This is a genomic window from Mesorhizobium norvegicum, assembly GCF_004919685.1.
GTDB lineage: Bacteria > Pseudomonadota > Alphaproteobacteria > Rhizobiales > Rhizobiaceae > Mesorhizobium > Mesorhizobium norvegicum.
In genome coordinates, this window is record NZ_SMYZ01000054.1 from 127,626 (window position 1) to 144,533 (window position 16,908).

The window sequence follows — 16,908 nt, forward strand, 5'->3', positions numbered from 1 at the left end:
CTCGCCGCTTCGCGTCGGCTCCGCCCTAGGATGACGAAGGCGTGGTTGGCCGCCCCCTCACCCGACCTCCGCTTCGCTCCGGCCACCCTCTCCCCAGTGGGGAGAGGAGGGAGCTCATCTCCCGTCGCCTCAATCATCATAGCTGTGCCCTGCCCTCAAGCCGTCGCGCACGCGCGCCGCGATCGCCAAAAACTCCGGCGTCTCGCGGATGTCGAGCGGCCGCTGCTTCGGTAGCGTCGATTCGATGATGTCGCTGACGCGGCCCGGGCGCGGCGACATGACGACGATGCGCGTCGACAGATACACCGCTTCGGGAATGGAGTGGGTGACGAAGCAGATCGTCTTGTTGGTGCGTCCCCACAGTTCCAGCAATTGCTCGTTGAGATGGTCGCGCACGATCTCGTCCAGCGCGCCGAACGGCTCGTCCATCAGCAGGAGGTCGGCGTCGAAGGCCAGCGCGCGGGCGATCGAGGCGCGCTGCTGCATGCCGCCCGAGAGCTGCCAGGGATATTTCTTCTCGAATCCCCTAAGGTTGACGAGGTCGAGCGTGCGCTTGATGCGCTGCGCCTGTTCCGCCTTGGACAGGCCCATGATCTCCAACGGCAGCCCGACATTGCGCTCGATGGTCCGCCACGGAAACAGCGCCGCCGCTTGGAAGACATAGCCGTAGGCGCGTTTCTCGCGCGCCTGTTCTGCTGTCATGCCGTTGACGGAAATCGTCCCCGAGGTCGGCTTCTCCAGATCAGCGATGACGCGCAGCAGGGTGGTCTTGCCGCAGCCCGAAGGCCCGATGAAGGAGACGAACTCACCCTTGCCGATGGTGAGATCGACATTGGACAGCGCCTGCACCGGCCCGTCATTGGTCTGGAAGGTCAGTCCGAGTTTGCTTGCCGCAACGACGGCTGGCGAAGTCCCTGTCATCGGCTGCCGCCTGCCTGTTCCCGCCCCTGCGGCGCCGGCTGGAATCCGATTGCTTTTATCGCGATGTTGTTTTCCACTCGCCCTGTCCCATTGGTCTTGTCCCACTCAATCGACGCCCGGAGTTTCCCCGATGTCGCCCAAACCGACGTGTCATCTTATCCGCCCTGAAAGCACTTATGAAGGCAAGCAAGGGCTGACCTATTTCGCCGGCATTGCCACGGAGACCGTCGGCTCCTCCGGCATCTGCATGCACTTGCTCACCTTGCCGCCCGGCGCCCGCGCCAAGGCGCATATGCACGAGAGCCATGAGACGGCGATCTACGTCCTCTCCGGCGAGGTCCACACCTGGTATGGCGACCGGCTCGAGCATCATATCGTCGTCAAGGCCGGCGACCTCTTCTACATTCCGGCCGGCGTCCCGCATCTGCCGGCCAACCTGAGCGGCGCCCCGTCCTCGGCCGTCATTGCCCGCACCGATCCCAACGAACAGGAAAGCGTCGTCCTGCTGCCGGAACTGGATGCGCTGGTCGCCTGAAGCCGGTAGCGCCGGTGGAGACTTGAGCGTCATCGGCACCGGGACACTTCCCCATAGGCGGTGCCATCCTCATCCGCGATCACCAGCTTCTTGGCGTTCTTGGGGCTGCGCTTAACGGTGAACTGGATCGGCGACTGACCATCCTCGCCTTCTGCCTCGCACATTGACTTCACCACCAGCGAACCGTCAGCCTGCGTCTTCTTCTCGGTAAAGGTGCAGGCGCTGGTCGCGGTGATGAATTCCGTATCGTTCAGCAGCAGCATGTCCTCGGCATAGACTTTCTGACCATTCTTGTTGATGCAGCCGGATTTGTTGCCGTAGGGCTTGGACAGATCGATACCTGCCGCCGAAGCCTGACCGGCCGCCAGCACAAGAACCATCGCAACAGACAAACCAAAACCACGCATGCTCACCCCCCAATGCCCAACGTTACGAACATGATTGCAGCGGCCCCATTTCCTCAAGGCCGGGAATGGTGACGAAGAAACCGTCCTCTCCCCTGTTGGTGACCACGACGGTTTCGATTGTCGTTCCCGCCTCGCCCTCGGCGGAACAGGTCGAAATCAGCGATTGTGCACCCAGCACCGGCGTCAATTGCTGCGCAAACCGGCAGCCGCTGCCATAGGTCTCGATGCCTTCGGCGGTCAGCACGATATAGGCATCGCTGTCCTGATAACCGGCCTTGACGCCGGCACAGCCGACATCATTGCCCCAGGAGCCGGCCAGCACGCCGCCTGCTGCTGCCGGGCCGGCGACAATTGTCGCCAAGACCAACGAAATAAGCGCGGCCGAACGCGCCAAGCTCAAACCCCGGTCGCCGGGATACCGGTGCGTTCCACCTTGCGCGGCGCGGAAATCTCTTTCCACGTCGACAGCGCCCGGTTGACCGCCGCATTCGGCTCGCGGGCGACGAACTCCCCATGGCCGGGCTTGGCCTTGACCTCGGCCTCCTGGATCGACAATTCGCCGCGCGAAAACACGAAGCGCGGCAGGCCGGTCACCTCGAACCCTTCGAAGACGTTATAGTCGATGACGGATTGCTGTTTCTTCGAAGAAATCTTCTTCTTGCGCTTAGGATCCCAGACGACGAGGTCGGCGTCGGCGCCTTCGACGATAGCGCCCTTTTTCGGATACATGTTGAGGATCTTGGCGATGTTGGTCGAGGTCACCGCGACGAACTCGTTCATGGTCAGCCGGCCAGTGTTGACGCCCGTCGTCCACAGCACCGGCATGCGGTCTTCCAGACCGCCGGTACCGTTCGGAATCTTGGTGAAATCGCCGACGCCGTTGCGCTTCTGCTTGGTGGTGAAGGCGCAATGGTCGGTCGCCACCACCTGCAGCGATCCCGCCTGCAGGCCGGCCCACAGCGAATCCTGGTGCAATTTGTTGCGGAAGGGCGGGCTCATCACGCGGCGCGCCGCATGATCCCAGTCCTTGTCGAAATACTCGCTCTCGTCCAGCGTCAAATGCTGGATCAGCGGCTCGCCGAACACCCTCATGCCCTTCTGGCGCGCCCGGCGGATCGCTTCGTGGCTCTGCTCGCAGGAGACATGCACGACATAGAGCGGCACGCCGGCCATGTCGGCGATCATGATGGCGCGGTTGGTCGCCTCGCCCTCCACTTCCGGCGGACGCGAATAGGCGTGACCCTCGGGGCCGTTGTTGCCGGCGGCAAGCAGCTTCTGCGACAGGGCGGCAACGACATCGCCATTTTCGGCATGCACCAGCGGCAGCGCGCCAAGGTCGGCGCAGCGCTGGAAAGACGCATACATCTCGTCGTCGTCGACCATCAGCGCGCCCTTGTAGGCCATGAAATGCTTGAACGAGGTGATGCCCTTGTCGACGACCGTGGCCATCTCGTCGAACACCTGCTTGCCCCACCAGGTGATCGCCATGTGGAAGGAATAGTCGCAGGACGCCTTCGAGGTCTTGTTGTCCCACATCTGCAAGGCTTCGAGCAGCGACTGCTGCGGCGCCGGCAGGCAGAAATCGACCACCATCGTGGTGCCGCCGGCAAGCGCTGCACGCGTGCCGGATTCGAAATCATCGGCCGAATAGGTGCCCATGAATGGCATTTCGAGATGCGTGTGCGGGTCGATGCCGCCCGGCATGATGTAGCAGCCGGTGGCATCGAACTCGTGGTCGCCATGCAGGTCCGAACCGATGGCGACGATCTGGCCGTGGCTGAACAGCACATCGGCCTTCCAGGTGCGATCGGCGGTGACGATGGTGCCGTTCTTGATGACTTTGGTCATTTTTCTTGTTCCCTTGTTCTCTTCGCGCTTCTTGTGAGCGGCGTTTGGAAGGTAGATTTCTAGGTTCACTCCACGATGACAGCCGTCTCCACAACAGCGTGGAACAGCACGTCGGCGCCAGCCGAGGCCCATTCCTTGGTGATGTCCTCGGCCTCGTTGTGGCTGAGGCCATCGACGCAGGGGCACATCACCATGGCGGTGGGCGCGACGCGATTGATCCAGCAGGCGTCGTGGCCGGCGCCGGAGACGATGTTGCGATGGGAATAGCCGAGGCGTTCGGCGGCATCGCGGATCGCCTTGACGCAACCCGCGTCGAAGGTCACCGGATCGAAAGCGCCGACCTGCTCGATCTTGTACTGGATGTCGAGCGCATCGCAGATCGTGTCGATGCCTTCGCGGATGCGGCCGTCCATGGCATCCAGCACTTCCTTTTCCGGCGAGCGGATGTCGATGGTGAAGACGGTGCGGCCGGCGATGATGTTGCGCGAGTTGGGAAACACCTCCATGTGGCCGACCGCGCCGACGGCGTCGGGCTGGTAGTCCATGGCGATCTCATGCACCAGTTCGATCACCCGCGCCATGCCGAGCCCGGCATTGCGGCGCTTTGGCATCGGCGTCGAGCCGGTATGCGCTTCCTTGCCGGTCAGCGTCACCTGCAGCCACTTCAAACCCTGGCCATGGGTGACGACACCGATGTCGATGCCCTCGTCCTCGAGGATCGGACCCTGTTCGATATGCAGTTCGAAGAAGGCGTGGATCTTGCGATCGCCGACCTTCTCGCTGCCTTTCCAGCCGATGCGCTCGAGCTCTTCGCCGAATTTCTTGCCTTGCTTGTCGACATGCCCGTAGACATCGGCCTGCTCGAGCACGCCGGCGAACACGCCGGACGCCATCATCGCCGGCGCGAAGCGCGCGCCCTCCTCGTTCGTCCAGTTGGTGACGACGATCGGATGTTTGGTCTTGATGCCGAGATCATTGAGCGAACGCACCACTTCAAGCCCGCCCAGCACGCCAAGCACGCCGTCATACTTGCCGCCGGTCGGCTGCGTATCGAGATGGCTGCCGACATAGACCGGCGGCAGGCTGGGGTCGGTGCCTTCGCGGCGGGCAAACATCGTACCCATTTCGTCGACGCCCATTTCGAGCCCGGCCGCATCGCACCAGCGCTTGAACAGATGCCGGCCCTCGCCGTCCTCGTCGGTCACGGTCTGGCGATTGTTGCCGCCGGCAATGCCGGGGCCGATCTTCGCCATCTCCATGATGGAATCCCACAAACGGTCTGAATTGATTCGCAGATTCTCGCCGGGTGCGGCCATGCTCTAAAACCTCATCGATTGCGGGTCGCCGGCGTCCCCCTCCCCCTCGAGGGGAGGGTGGCCGCGAAGCGGTCGGGTGGGGTCGGCTGACATGTGCTCAACCTTCCCCTTGACCACCTGCGCGACATGCCATGCGCTATTTATGACATCGGGCTCGTCAACACGGAAGACATCAAACCCGAGTGAGCGCAGATAGGCATCACGAACAGCATCGTGCCGTTTGCCCTTCTCGTGTTCGTGCAGATCACCGTCGACCTCAACGATTAGCTTCACTGCGAGGCAAGCGAAGTCGACGATGTAAGGCCCAATCGGGCACTGACGGCGAAACTTGATGCCGCCCGATTTCAGCTCCCGCAGTTCATACCACAGCAGAGATTCGCCCTTGGTCGCGTGAACTCGAAGCGCGCGCGCCTTGTGGCGCATTTCGAAGCTCACGCGGGTACGGGGCATCAGCGGAAACCTCGCGGCAAAAGATCAGGTCGGCGCGCGTCGCCACCGACCCCACCCGACCGCTTCGCGGCCACCCTCCCCTCAAGGGGGAGGGATATCCGCGCCCAGTTCTTCAATCTATCGACCTCAGCACATCGCGCACATGGTCGATCAATTCGTTGATCTGGCCCTTGGTGATGATCAGCGGCGGCGACAGCGCGATGATGTCGCCGGTGGTGCGGATGAGCGCGCCGCGCTCGAACGCCTTGACGAAGGCCGAGAAGGCACGCTTGGTCGGCTGACCGGCGATCGGCGCCAGCTCGATCGCACCGATCAGGCCGATGTTCCTGATATCGATGACGTTCGGCTCGCCCTTCAGCGAATGCAATGCGTCTTCCCAGTACGGCGCGAGCTCCTCGCCACGGGTCAGCAAGCCCTCTTCCTTGTAGGTGTCGAGCGTTCCGAGTGCGGCTGCGCAGGCGATCGGATTGCCCGAATAGGTGTAGCCGTGGAAGAACTCGATCATGTGCTCGGGGCCGGTCATGAAGGCGTCGTGGATTTCCTTCTTCACGAACACCGCGCCCATCGGGATGACGCCGTTGGAGACGCCCTTGGCGGTGGTCATGATGTCGGGCGTGACGCCGAAATAGTCGGCGGCGAACGGCGTGCCGAGACGGCCGAAACCGGTGATGACCTCATCGAAGATCAACAGGATGCCGTGCTTGGTGCAGATTTCGCGCAGCTTCTGCAGATAGCCCTTCGGCGGCAGGATGACGCCGGTGGAGCCGGCGACCGGCTCGACGATGACGGCGGCGATGGTCGAGGCGTCATGCAGGGCGACGATGCGCTCCAGTTCGTTGGCGAGTTCCGCGCCATGCTCCGGCACGCCCTTGGTGAAAGCGTTCTTTTCCGGCAGATGCGTGTGCGGCATATGGTCGACGCCGCCGAGCAGCGTGCCGAACATCTTGCGGTTGGTGACGATGCCGCCGACCGAGATGCCGCCGAAATTGACGCCATGATAGCCGCGTTCGCGGCCGATCAGCCGGGTGCGGGAGCCCTCACCCTTCACGCGGTGATAGGCGATGGCCATCTTGAGCGCGGTCTCGACCGATTCCGAACCGGAATTGGTGAAGAACACATGGTCCATGCCCTTCGGCGCGATGTCGACCAGGCGGTTGGCCAGTTCGAACACGATCGGATGGCCCATCTGGAAGGCCGGCGCATAATCGAGTTCGGCGGCCTGGTGCTGGATCGCCTCGGTGATCTTCGGACGGCAGTGGCCGGCATTGACGCACCAGAGTCCGGCGGTGCCATCGAGAACCTTGCGGCCGTCGCTGGTCGTGTAATGCATGTCCTTGGCGGACACCATCATGCGCGGCGCCTGCTTGAACTGCCGGTTTGCCGTGAACGGCATCCAGAATGCGCTGAGATCGTTCGGCGTGACTTTCAGCCGGTTGGACATGACCAAGACTTCCCCTTGTAACCTGTTTCGGTGCGCCCAACGCTTGGTCTTTGCTGCGTTTTCATGCTACGCAAATTTTTGACCGATTGGACAAACGTTAGCACCGCCCTGTCGGCGGTCAAGGGATTACTAGCGGAAATGCGGCACCTGAAGTGCGTTCCACAGGCTAGGGAAAAACTGGTCCAGAGAATTGGTCCAGATGACCCTCAACGCGAGGGCTTGCAACGGTGACCACCGGCACGGACGCCCCTCGTCGCACCCGCATCCAGCAGGAAAAGCGCGAACTCATCCTGGAGGCGGCGCTCGAGGTCTTCTCCACCAACGGCTTTCGCGGCTCGACCATCGACCAGATCGCCGAAGCCGCCGGCATGTCGAAGCCGAACCTGCTCTATTATTTCCGCCGCAAGGAAGACATCCACGAGACGCTGATGCAGCGCCTGCTCGACACCTGGCTGGCGCCGCTGCGTGAACTCGACGACATCGGCGATCCGCTGACCGAACTGCGCAGCTACATCAGGCGCAAGCTGGAGATGGCGCGCGATTTCCCGCGCGAGAGCCGGCTGTTCGCCAACGAGATCCTGCAAGGCGCACCCCGCATCATGCCGCTGCTGGCCGGCGAGCTGAAGACGCTGGTCGACGAGAAGGCCGCCGTCATCAAGGGCTGGATGCGCGCCGGCAAGATCGCCCGCACCGACCCCTGGCACCTGATCTTCTCGATCTGGGCGACGACGCAGCATTATGCCGATTTCGATGTCCAGGTCCGCGCCGTGCTCGGCCCGAACCGCGGCGGCGACGGCCGCTTCGAGGATGCGGCAAGATTTCTCGAGCAGTTGTTCCTCGAGGGGCTGAAGCCGAAAGGTTAGCGCCTCGTCAAAATAGGCTAAAATTGCTGACCGTGGAGATTGGCCGAGGCGCCCATCACTTCGTCATCCACGGGCGGAGCAAGGAGCGTAGCGACGCCGCGCAGACCGGAGGATGACGAAGCTGGGGGGCCGCCGGCCAATCTCAAGCGCTGCGCCGCTCGGCCGGCAGCGCGTCCAGCAACGTCTGCAGCTTGGCGACCGAGTTCTGCTCGGCGAGCGGCGTGTAGACGATCAGCTTCATGTCGGAGCCGTCGCCGATCGACAGGCTCATATGCTCGAAGGTCATGGCGCCCGCGCTCGGGTGCCGGACATGCTTCACCCCCGACAATCGGTGCGCGACGTCGCGCTGCGGCCACCAGTTGCGAAACTCTGGGCTCGAGCGCGTCATCAACTCGATCAGCCGCTCGAAATCCGGATCGCCGACATAGCGGGCGCTCGCGGCCCGGAACGAAGCCAGCACGGTGCGCGCCAATTCCTCCCAGTCGACCAGCAGGCGCCGGTGGTGCGGGTTGGTGAACACCATGTGGACGATGTTGCGGGCGTCACCCTCCAGCAGGCCATAATCGCCGAACACCGCGACCGCCGCCGGGTTCCAGGCCAGCACGTCCCAGCGCCGCCCGACGACATAGGCCGGCTGCAGCACCAGGCTCTGCAGCATATGCAGCAACGGGCCATCGACCTTTTCCGGCGCCACGGCGCGGCGCTCCGGCTGCTGGCGGTCGGCGAGGATGAACAGATGCTGTTTTTCGGCCGCGTCGAGGCGCAGCGCTTCGGCGAGCGCCGTCAGCACCTCGACCGAGGGCCTGACCTCCCGTCCCTGCTCCAGCCATGTGTACCAGGTGGTGCCCACACCGGCGATCATCGCCACCTCCTCGCGGCGCAAGCCCGGCGTGCGCCGCCTGAGACCGGTGGCGATGCCTGTGGCCGATGGCGTCAGCCTTTCGCGGCGCGAGCGCAGGAAGGCGCCGAGTTCGCGCCGGCGGCTGTCCTCAGCGGAGTGTGTGGGGGCCGAGTGGGGTTGGGGCTCCATGCGCTTATTATAGCAGTATTGATACCAGGATAAAGTTTGAACTGTTTGGCTCGCGCCATCTGTCCCATCTTCCGTTCAGAGCAACAGAATGGAGGCTCTGAACATGGAACTCAAAGACAAGACGGTCCTCATCACCGGCTCAACCGATGGCGTTGGCCGCGTCGTCGCGCAACGGCTCGGCGCCGCGGGCGCTCGTGTGCTGGTGCACGGCCGCGATGCGACGCGCGGCAAGGCGACTATAGCCGAAATCGAAGCCGCCGGCGGCACGGCCGAGCTTCTGGTCGCCGACCTCTCTTCGCTGGCCGAAGTGCGCCGGCTTGCCGAGGCGGTGCGCGCGCGGACGAACCGGCTCGACATCCTCATCAACAATGCCGGCATCGGCACCGCTGGCCAGGGCGCCAAAAGGCAAATCAGCGCCGACGGCTACGAGTTGCGCTTCGCGGTCAATTATCTCGCCGGTTTCCTGCTGACATCGGAGCTTCTGCCATTGCTGAAGGAGAGCACGCCGGCGCGCATCGTCAATGTCGCCTCGGCGGGGCAGCAGGCGATCGATTTCGGCGATGTCATGTTGACCCGCTCCTATGACGGCGTGCGTGCCTACTGCCAGAGCAAGCTGGCGCAGATCCTGTTCACCGTCGATTTGGCGGAGCAGCTGAAAGGCACCGGCGTCACCGCCAATGCGCTGCATCCGGCGAGTTACATGAACACCACCATGGTCCGGCAAGCCGGTGTGACGCCATGGAGCTCGGTCGAAACCGGCGCCAACGCCATCCTCAACCTCGCCATCTCACCCGCGCTCGATGGGAAAAACGGCCTGTATTTCGACGGCCTGCGGGAATCCCGTGCCGACGCCCAGGCCTATGACGCCAGGGCAAGGCAACAGTTGCGAGCCTTGAGTCTCGACCTCATCGGCCCGGCCTCCCCCACATCGAAGGAACAGCATTCATGACCAAGACAATCCAACATGCCGTCATCATCGGCGGCTCGTCCGGCATCGGCCTGGCGACGGCGCGCAAGCTGCTTGGCCCCGGCATGAGGGTGACCATCACCGGGCGCAACGAGGAGAAGCTGAAGAGCGCGTGGAAAAGCCTTGGCGGCGCTGCCGACAAGGCGGCTTTCGATGCCGGCAAGCCGGATGAGGTCCGCCAGTTCTTCGAGCGCCTCGGTCCTTTCGACCATCTGGTGCTGGCGGCCAGCGGCGGCAAGGGCCTTGGCCCCTTCCCGACGCTTGACCTGAGCGACATCGGCAGCGGCGTCGACGAGAAAGTCCGCCCGCAGCTGTCCTGCCTGCAGGCGGCCTTGCCGACGCTGAACAAGGCCGGATCGGTCACCTTCATCTCGGCGGTCTCGGCGCAGCTCGCAACGCCCGGCGTCGCCGGCATCGCCGCCGTCAACGGCATGCTTTTGACCGTGGTGCCGATCCTGGCCGTGGAGCTGAAGCCGCTGCGCGTCAATGTCGTGGCGCCCGGCGTCATCGATACGCCCTGGTGGGATTTTCTGGCCGAGGAGCAGAGGCAGGCTATCTTTGCCGATTACGCCGGCAAGACCCCGGTTGGCCGCATCGGTCGTGCCGAAGACGTCGCCTCAGCAATCGCCTTTCTCGTCTCCAACGGCTTCATGACCGGTCAGGTCCTGACCTGCGACGGCGGCCTGCGGTTTGCGGCGTAGAGACAAGGAAAAGCGGCGGCGGTCCAAGGCCGCCGCCAGACCTGTCGAAGCGGCAGCAGCAGGCGCATAGCCAAGGATCTTGATCGGGCGCCGTCAAGACTTGGTACTTATCCGGCCTCTTTGGAACGCACGGCTGTCCCTCACGTTTGTAGGTCTGTCGCCAACCGGTCTTGCCGCATCTGAATCAGGCTTTTCCGGAACATGGGAATAATCAGGCGTATCAGCCCCATACATCTTGTTGTCGATCGCTTCCTGCCAACTGGAGTCAGCGTCGGATGGTGATGTGTCGGTGGTCCCATGGCGGGAGAAGCGAGCGTGAAGCCAACCCGGCGTGATCTCTCGAACCAATTGTGCAAAGCGTCCCATCGAAAGTTCCTTTCCTTTGCCGAAACCCTTCTCCAAGATACGCGATCGCGGTGCGCGCCTCGGCCGGACCTAAAGTTGACCTCTCAACCAGGCGAGCGTTTCGGCAACGCCGGCAAGCCCGTATTGCGCGGTGGTATGTGCCGGTGGTTTGACCCGTATCGATAGGCCGCCGGCATCATTGACGGCTTCGAAGCCATTTTCGTCCGACGTGTCGTCGCCCAGGAAGACCGGGCGGCGACCTGTGAACGGCGCAATGTCCATGAAACGCCGGATCGCGGCGCCCTTGGCAGCCTCGAGCGGCAGCAGTTCCACACCGGCATTGCCGGGAACCACCCGGTAGCCCTTTGGCAGGCTGGCCAGGGCTTGCTCGACGAGCTGCGTCGCGCGGGGAAGCAGATGTGGGGCAGCGCGCGTGTGGATGGCCAGCACCCGTCCTTTGCGCTCGATATAGGCCCCGCGACCGAGCTCGGCCTGGATCTCGTCGGCAAGCGCCGCAATATCCGCCGGCTCTCCCGCGATCTGGACGTCGTCGCCCGGCAACAGCCTGTGTTCCAGACCATAGAGCCCGGCTGCGCGCAGCTTCAAAGGCTGAAACAGCTGGTCCGCTGCGGCAACGGAGCGGCCTGTGATGAAGGCCAATGCCCCGTTCAACTTGCGATCCAGCCCTTGCAGCAAGGAGCGAAGCTCGTCGCTGACCGAGACGGCGTCCGGGTGTTCCGCATGTTCCAGCAGGGTGCCGTCAATGTCGAGGAACAACGCCCATTCGCCGGTCAGCAAGGCCGGCGGCTTTTGCAGGCTCTCGCTGATCATCTTTTGCAGGGTCTCGCTCATAGCATTGCCACCCGTTTGCGTTCGAACATAGACACGACATTGTCGATGCCGGGCGGCCGGTCGCCAGCACCGGTTACCCGATCGAGGTCACCGCGCTTGCGCAGGCGCGCCGCGTCCAGAAGCATGCTGCCGGCCCAACGATAGACATTGTTGTCGCGGACCATCTGCCGCATCGGCCGCATGCGCTCGCGCTGTTCGTCGGGCGTCATGGTCAGCGCCTGCAGCAGCGCTTCGCTCATCATGGCGGCGTCGTAGGGGTTGACGATCAGCGCCTCCAGCAATTCGCGCGAGGCACCGGCGAACGTGCTGAGCATCAAGACGCCCTGTTCATCGTCGCGCGCCGCGACGAATTCCTTTGCGACCAGGTTCATGCCGTCATGCAGGCTGGTGACCATGCATATGTCGGCGGCGCGATAGATCTCATAGACCTGTTCCTGCGTGTGATGTTCGGCCACCATGATCACCGGTCTGTAGCCCTCGCTGCCATAGCGTTGGTTGAGCTCCTCGGCATAGCGGTGGCATTCGTCGTGGAGCAGCTTGTAGGCCGGGAGCGTGCCGCGGCTTGGGGCCGCGATCTGCAGGAAAACCAGTTTTCCGATCCATTCGGGGTATCGCTTGAACAATTCGTCCAGCGCCAGAAACCGATCCAGAATGCCCTTGGTGTAATCGAGACGCTCGACGCCCACGGCCAGCTTCACATCCGCTTTCAGTCCAAACCGGTCGCGCAGGCTGGTCCGGCAGTCATCGACATCAGGCAATTTTGCCAGCAAGTCCGCCGGCCATTCGATCGAGATGGGATAGGCGTGCACCAGCGTCGTCTGCCCGCCATAGGAGATGGCCGCATCGGCCCGCTCGATGCGGCTTTCCAGGAAGCGATCGACGCTTTCGGTGAAATTGTTGGCGTGGAACTGGGTGTGGAAGCCGATGATCGAGCTGCCGAGCAGCCCCTCCAGGATGCGCTCACGCCACGGGCAGATGCTGTACACCTCCGAGTTCGGCCATGGGATGTGCCAGAAGGTGATGACGATCGCCTCCGGCAGGCGCTCGCGGATCATGCGCGGCAGCAGCGCGAAGTGGTAGTCCTGGACCAGCACGATCGGCCGCTCGTTGTGCGCTTCGGCAACCACCGTGTCGGCGAACTTCCGGTTGACGGCTTCATAGGCCTCCCAGTCCGAGGCGCGAAAAATCGGCCGGGTGAAGGCTATGTGGCAAAGCGGCCACAGGCCCTCATTGGCGAAGCCGAGATAGTAGCCCTGATGCTCTTCCTCCGTCAGCCAGACCCGGCGCAGCGTGTAGGACGGATTGCCGGGCGGAACCTGTACCCGGTCGTTGTCGTCGACCATGAGACGGTCGGCCGTTCCGCCGCCATAAGCGATCCAGGTGCCGCCACAGGCGCGGGTGATCGGCTCGAGCGCCGACACCAGTCCGCTGGCCGGCACCAGCAATTCGACGCCATCATCCCTGATGTTGTGGATATAGGGTTCGCGGTTGGACACCACGATGACCTGGGCATCGGGCAGATCGTCGGCGAGGATCTTGCGCAATGTCTCCGGCGACCACGTCACCAGCGCCGCATCGGCCGATTGGCCGTTCTTCTCGAACTCCCGTATCACCTTGCGCGCCGCTTCCGCGGCCACGTCTTCGCCCGCTGTGTGCGCGACCGCAGGAGGGTGACTGCGGCGCTGCCGCGATAGGGAGAAGAAAACGGCAAAAGCGGAAAAACCGAGGCTCGCGAGGATCAGAACCCAGAGCAGGTCCGCACCGTAATTTGTCATGGGAATGCCAACTCACCTCCGGCCGTTCGGCGGCCGTTTTGTTCGTGTTTCCGATTTGAAACTGTCCGCGGCGAAATGGTCGCCGTCCGGCCCTGTATTTTTGCAACGCACAAAGCCGGGATCGGTTCCGCCCAATTTTGTTCGGATCATGTTCTGACGATGAGCGGCACCAGCCCTTCATGGCGATCGGCGAGGAAAGCGACGACCCGGTCGCCGACGCGCTGGAAGGTGAGATCGACCACTCGGTCGCCGACGCCCAGGTGGCGAAGCGTGAGCGTGTCGATGCCGATCGGCAGCCTGGGGCGGGTGACGCGGATTTCGCCATCCCAGCCGTCGATCTCCAGGCCAAGGCAGGCCTGCATCAGCATGAAGGCGGAGCCCGCCGACCACGCTTGCGGCAGGCAGGCGACGGGATAGGCGATCGGTGCTTCGCCAGGCGCGCGGGTAAAACCGCAGAACAGTTCGGGCAACCGCATGTTGAAATGGACCGCGGATTCGAACGTGCCGCTCATCAGGCGGACCACGCTGTCACGCTCGCCATAGCGCGCCAGGCCGGCACCGCACATGGCGGTGTCATGCGGCCAGATCGAGCCATTGTGGTACGACATCGGGTTGAAGAACACGGCATCGTCGGCAAGCGTCCTCAACCCCCAGCCGGAGTGGAAGGAGGCGGAAAGAAGCTGGTCGGCGACCATCTGCGCCCGCCCCGGCTCAGGCAATCCGACAAGGAGGAGATGGCCCGCATTCGAGGTCCGCACCTTGCAAGGTTCGCCTTCACCGTCGATCGCCAGGGCGTAGAAGCCGAGATCGTCGAGCCAGAAATCGCGTTCCACCGCGACCCGCATAGCCTCGGCGCGGTCCTCCCAGTGATCGGCTTTCTCGTCCTCGCCACGGCGGCGGGCAAGCTTAGCCAGCCCCCGGAAGGCGGCAAAGACATAACCTTGCACTTCGACCAGCGCGATCGGGCCCTTGGGGATGCGGCCGTCGGCATGAAAGACGGAATCGAAACTGTCCTTCCATCCCTGGTTGGCGAGGCCGGACTCGGCGGCCCGCTGATAGGTCACGAAGCCGGTCTCGCGGCCCGCCTCCTCCGTCCATTCGGCCGCGGCGCACAGCGACGGCCACAGGCTGTCGATGAACGCCATGTCGCCGGTACGATCGGCATAGGCACAGGCGAGATGAATGTAGAGCGGCGTCGTGTCGACGCCGCCATAGTAGCGGCCGAAAGGAAGCTCCCGCAGCGCCGCCATCTCGCCCTTGCGCGTCTCGTGCATGATCTTGCCCGGCTGCGAATCGCTAAACGGCGACGTCTCCGTCGCCTGATGCTGGGCCAGGAAGGCTAGCACGCCCCGCGCCAGGCCTGGATTGAGCCACAGCATCTGCAGCGCCGAGATGACGCCGTCACGGCCGAACGCCGTCGAGAACCAGGGGATACCTGCATAGGGATAGGGTCCGGTCGCAAGCTCGGTGGTCAGCAGCGCGACATCGGCGCGGGCGCGCTCGACCCAGTCGTTGAAGACGCGACCGGAACTGTGCACCGTCGCGCCATGGCGGCGCTTGGCCCGCATGCCGAAGCGTGCCCGGGCGGCAGCGGCGCGGAAACGATCGCGATCGGGCGCATCCGTCAACTCGGGACCGACCTCGACATAGAGCACCATGCTGCTGCGCTTGGTCACGGCGAGCAGGAAATCGGCACGGTCGGCCGTCAGTTGGTCGGGTGCCTGCGAGAACGATATCGCCGATGCGCGCGCCAGCCCGTCCAAGCCGTCGTAGCGCAGCAGCACGGATGTCGCATCCATCTCGGCCACATGCGCCATGCCGCGCCGCGGCCGTGTCGAGCCACGCACTTCAAACATATCGCGGAAATCGGCGGCAAAGTGCAGGGAAACGCCGATTGTCGAGGTTTCCCGGCTGTAGTTGGACAGGGTGATGCGTTCGAACAGCCTGTCCTGCCACAGCAGCCTGACGCGTTCGACATGAATCGCACCCTGCGGAATGTCGCGACCGGCGGCACTTTGCATCGGCAGATTGGTCAGGTTGGTGGTGAACAGCACATTGTCCTGGCTGAGCGAGGCGCCAAGCAACGATGTCTGCCGGCCGCCGACGGTCAGCCGGAATTCGGAGAGCACGCGTGTGTCGTCGCGGAAGAAACCGTCGCCGGCGCCGCGGATGTCGCCATAGGCATCGGCAACCACAAAACAGTCGCCCTGCTTCAGTGCAAACAGACGGTGGGGCTCGCGAGGCGCGGTTGCGTCGAGCGATGCAAGCGCTACGGCGGGATCGAGCTGGCGCTCGTCGAGTTGAGCCATTCGTCACAACCCCCTGTTGTTGCGGTCCTGTCGCTGGGGCACGTCGCCGCTCACGACGCCTTCGCCTCGCTTGGGACACCGATAAGGCGCGCATAGGCGGCCAAATAGTCGCCGGCCATTCTTCTGGCGGAAAACCGCTTTTCAAAAACGGCCCTCACCTTTCGCCTGTCGAGCTTCAGCAAATCAGGCACCGCGGCAACCGCGCCATCCACCGAATCCGCGACAAAGCCGGTCACACCCTGATCGATGATCTCGGGCAGCGCGCCGCGATTCCAGGCGATGACCGGCGTGCCGCAGGCCATTGCCTCGATGGCGACAAGGCCGAACGGCTCCGGCCAGTCGATCGGGAACAGCAGGCCGGCCGCCTTGCCGAGAAATTCCGCCTTCTGGTCCTCCTCGATCTCGCCGACATAGACGATGCGATCGCCGTCGATCAACGGCTCGACCAGCTCATGGAAATAGGCGCGATCGTCGTCGCCGATCTTTGCCGCAAGCTTCAGCTTGAGTCCTGAACGCATCGCGATCTCGATGGCACGGTCGGGGCGCTTGTCGCGTGAAAATCGGCCGAGGAAGGCAAGATACGGTTCTTCCAACGACGTCTCGAAACTCGGCTCGTAGATGTCGGTCGGCAATCCGTGGTGGATCGTCGCCAACCAGTTGGCCTTGGCGAGGCCTGCCTTCTGGCTGCGCGAAATGGAAATCAGGGGAAAACGCGGGAAACGCTCATAGGCGGGCGCCAGGTCGACATAGTCCAACCGGCCATGCGGCGTCGTCACCGTCCGCTCCGCTATGTCCTCGAAGAAGGAAAAGTGCAGGAAGTGGCTGAGGTGGAAGTGGATGACGTCAAACTCCGACGCCTGTTCCCGCACCTGCGCAAGCATCGAAAGATGCGCCGCGATCTCGGATTTGAGCGGACGCGGATCGAGGCGAAGGGCGCATTCCCGGCCGGCCACCAGCTTTGCGGAGGTCTGGCTGTCGCCACTGGCAAACAGCGTCACCTCATGGCCCAGATCGACCAGCGCTTCGGTTAGATACGAGACGATACGCTCGGTGCCGCCATAGAGTCTGGGCGGCACCGATTCATAAAGCGGCGCGACATGGGCGATTTTCATATTTCATCCTGGATGCTCGGCATACAGGTGCGAAAT

General features: G+C 63.5%; 16 protein-coding genes. 4 read left to right on the forward strand and 12 right to left on the reverse strand.

What is annotated here, in order from left to right:
• Positions 1–129: 129 nt before the first annotated feature.
• Positions 130–921, reverse strand: a complete 792-nt coding sequence (locus FCU66_RS22690) for an ABC transporter ATP-binding protein (RefSeq protein ID WP_136618165.1) — start codon at positions 919–921, stop codon at positions 130–132.
• A gap of 130 nt (positions 922–1,051) precedes the next feature.
• Here FCU66_RS22690 and FCU66_RS22695 point away from each other — a divergent pair, with 130 nt between their 5' ends.
• On the forward strand, positions 1,052–1,456 hold the full coding sequence (locus tag FCU66_RS22695; protein WP_109668350.1) for a cupin domain-containing protein: 405 nt from the start codon (positions 1,052–1,054) through the stop codon (positions 1,454–1,456).
• A gap of 29 nt (positions 1,457–1,485) precedes the next feature.
• On the opposite strand, the gene FCU66_RS22700 is transcribed toward FCU66_RS22695, so the two are convergent.
• The 6 genes from FCU66_RS22700 to aptA all read right to left on the reverse strand — a co-directional run bounded on the left by FCU66_RS22700 (position 1,486) and on the right by aptA (position 6,918).
• Complete coding sequence (locus tag FCU66_RS22700; protein WP_168991889.1) at positions 1,486–1,863, reverse strand: hypothetical protein; 378 nt, start codon at positions 1,861–1,863, stop codon at positions 1,486–1,488.
• A 22-nt stretch (positions 1,864–1,885) separates the two neighbouring features.
• Positions 1,886–2,257 (reverse strand): hypothetical protein, encoded by a 372-nt coding sequence (locus tag FCU66_RS22705; protein WP_136618164.1) that lies wholly within the window; start codon positions 2,255–2,257, stop codon positions 1,886–1,888.
• 2 nt (positions 2,258–2,259) lie between these two features.
• Positions 2,260–3,711: a dihydropyrimidinase gene (hydA, locus tag FCU66_RS22710; protein ID WP_136618163.1), complete on the reverse strand. Its 1,452-nt coding sequence runs from the start codon at positions 3,709–3,711 to the stop codon at positions 2,260–2,262.
• 65 nt (positions 3,712–3,776) lie between these two features.
• Positions 3,777–5,027, reverse strand: a complete 1,251-nt coding sequence (locus tag FCU66_RS22715) for a Zn-dependent hydrolase (RefSeq protein WP_136618162.1) — start codon at positions 5,025–5,027, stop codon at positions 3,777–3,779.
• A 3-nt stretch (positions 5,028–5,030) separates the two neighbouring features.
• Positions 5,031–5,477 (reverse strand): endonuclease domain-containing protein, encoded by a 447-nt coding sequence (locus FCU66_RS22720; protein WP_136618161.1) that lies wholly within the window; start codon positions 5,475–5,477, stop codon positions 5,031–5,033.
• 112 nt (positions 5,478–5,589) lie between these two features.
• Positions 5,590–6,918 carry an omega-aminotransferase AptA gene (gene aptA, locus FCU66_RS22725; protein ID WP_136618160.1) on the reverse strand — a complete coding sequence of 443 codons (1,329 nt, stop codon included), beginning with the start codon at positions 6,916–6,918 and terminating at the stop codon, positions 5,590–5,592.
• A gap of 227 nt (positions 6,919–7,145) precedes the next feature.
• On the opposite strand from aptA, the gene FCU66_RS22730 reads away from it, so the two are divergent.
• Positions 7,146–7,781: a TetR family transcriptional regulator C-terminal domain-containing protein gene (locus FCU66_RS22730; RefSeq protein ID WP_136618159.1), complete on the forward strand. Its 636-nt coding sequence runs from the start codon at positions 7,146–7,148 to the stop codon at positions 7,779–7,781.
• Between the two features lie 142 nt (positions 7,782–7,923).
• On the opposite strand, the gene FCU66_RS22735 is transcribed toward FCU66_RS22730, so the two are convergent.
• Complete coding sequence (locus tag FCU66_RS22735) at positions 7,924–8,811, reverse strand: helix-turn-helix transcriptional regulator (RefSeq protein ID WP_136618158.1); 888 nt, start codon at positions 8,809–8,811, stop codon at positions 7,924–7,926.
• Between the two features lie 103 nt (positions 8,812–8,914).
• Here FCU66_RS22735 and FCU66_RS22740 point away from each other — a divergent pair, with 103 nt between their 5' ends.
• Together FCU66_RS22740 and FCU66_RS22745 are read left to right on the forward strand one after the other, a co-directional pair.
• The gene (locus tag FCU66_RS22740) at positions 8,915–9,760 is read left to right on the forward strand and encodes an SDR family NAD(P)-dependent oxidoreductase (protein WP_136618157.1); all 846 of its coding nucleotides are present in this window, start codon (positions 8,915–8,917) and stop codon (positions 9,758–9,760) included.
• Positions 9,757–10,479 carry an SDR family oxidoreductase gene (locus tag FCU66_RS22745; RefSeq protein WP_136618156.1) on the forward strand — a complete coding sequence of 241 codons (723 nt, stop codon included), beginning with the start codon at positions 9,757–9,759 and terminating at the stop codon, positions 10,477–10,479. Before FCU66_RS22740 ends, FCU66_RS22745 begins: the two co-directional genes overlap by 4 nt.
• A gap of 435 nt (positions 10,480–10,914) precedes the next feature.
• Here the strand turns inward: FCU66_RS22745 and otsB are convergent, their stop codons facing one another.
• The 4 genes from otsB to FCU66_RS22770 all read right to left on the reverse strand — a co-directional run bounded on the left by otsB (position 10,915) and on the right by FCU66_RS22770 (position 16,872).
• Positions 10,915–11,676 carry a trehalose-phosphatase gene (otsB, locus tag FCU66_RS22755; protein WP_136618154.1) on the reverse strand — a complete coding sequence of 254 codons (762 nt, stop codon included), beginning with the start codon at positions 11,674–11,676 and terminating at the stop codon, positions 10,915–10,917.
• Positions 11,673–13,451, reverse strand: a complete 1,779-nt coding sequence (locus tag FCU66_RS22760) for an alpha,alpha-trehalose-phosphate synthase (UDP-forming) (protein ID WP_136618153.1) — start codon at positions 13,449–13,451, stop codon at positions 11,673–11,675. The genes otsB and FCU66_RS22760 overlap by 4 nt, the downstream gene beginning before the upstream one ends.
• Positions 13,452–13,597: 146 nt before the next feature.
• Entirely contained in the window at positions 13,598–15,760 is a 2,163-nt protein-coding gene (locus FCU66_RS22765) for an amylo-alpha-1,6-glucosidase (protein ID WP_136618152.1), read from the reverse strand.
• A gap of 50 nt (positions 15,761–15,810) precedes the next feature.
• Entirely contained in the window at positions 15,811–16,872 is a 1,062-nt protein-coding gene (locus tag FCU66_RS22770) for a glycosyltransferase family 4 protein (protein ID WP_136618151.1), read from the reverse strand.
• Positions 16,873–16,908 lie beyond the last annotated feature (36 nt).

What these genes read in the sequence shown, in the direction of transcription:
- FCU66_RS22690 (WP_136618165.1), bottom strand. Translation starts at nt 921, where the DNA reads ATGACAGGGACTTCGCCAGCCGTCGTTGCGGCAAGCAAACTCGGACTG.
- FCU66_RS22695 (WP_109668350.1), top strand. Translation starts at nt 1,052, where the DNA reads ATGTCGCCCAAACCGACGTGTCATCTTATCCGCCCTGAAAGCACTTAT.
- FCU66_RS22700 (WP_168991889.1), bottom strand. Translation starts at nt 1,863, where the DNA reads ATGCGTGGTTTTGGTTTGTCTGTTGCGATGGTTCTTGTGCTGGCGGCC.
- hydA (WP_136618163.1), bottom strand. Translation starts at nt 3,711, where the DNA reads ATGACCAAAGTCATCAAGAACGGCACCATCGTCACCGCCGATCGCACC.
- FCU66_RS22715 (WP_136618162.1), bottom strand. Translation starts at nt 5,027, where the DNA reads ATGGCCGCACCCGGCGAGAATCTGCGAATCAATTCAGACCGTTTGTGG.
- FCU66_RS22720 (WP_136618161.1), bottom strand. Translation starts at nt 5,477, where the DNA reads ATGCCCCGTACCCGCGTGAGCTTCGAAATGCGCCACAAGGCGCGCGCG.
- aptA (WP_136618160.1), bottom strand. Translation starts at nt 6,918, where the DNA reads ATGTCCAACCGGCTGAAAGTCACGCCGAACGATCTCAGCGCATTCTGG.
- FCU66_RS22735 (WP_136618158.1), bottom strand. Translation starts at nt 8,811, where the DNA reads ATGGAGCCCCAACCCCACTCGGCCCCCACACACTCCGCTGAGGACAGC.
- FCU66_RS22740 (WP_136618157.1), top strand. Translation starts at nt 8,915, where the DNA reads ATGGAACTCAAAGACAAGACGGTCCTCATCACCGGCTCAACCGATGGC.
- FCU66_RS22745 (WP_136618156.1), top strand. Translation starts at nt 9,757, where the DNA reads ATGACCAAGACAATCCAACATGCCGTCATCATCGGCGGCTCGTCCGGC.
- otsB (WP_136618154.1), bottom strand. Translation starts at nt 11,676, where the DNA reads ATGAGCGAGACCCTGCAAAAGATGATCAGCGAGAGCCTGCAAAAGCCG.
- FCU66_RS22760 (WP_136618153.1), bottom strand. Translation starts at nt 13,451, where the DNA reads ATGACAAATTACGGTGCGGACCTGCTCTGGGTTCTGATCCTCGCGAGC.
- FCU66_RS22765 (WP_136618152.1), bottom strand. Translation starts at nt 15,760, where the DNA reads ATGGCTCAACTCGACGAGCGCCAGCTCGATCCCGCCGTAGCGCTTGCA.
- FCU66_RS22770 (WP_136618151.1), bottom strand. Translation starts at nt 16,872, where the DNA reads ATGAAAATCGCCCATGTCGCGCCGCTTTATGAATCGGTGCCGCCCAGA.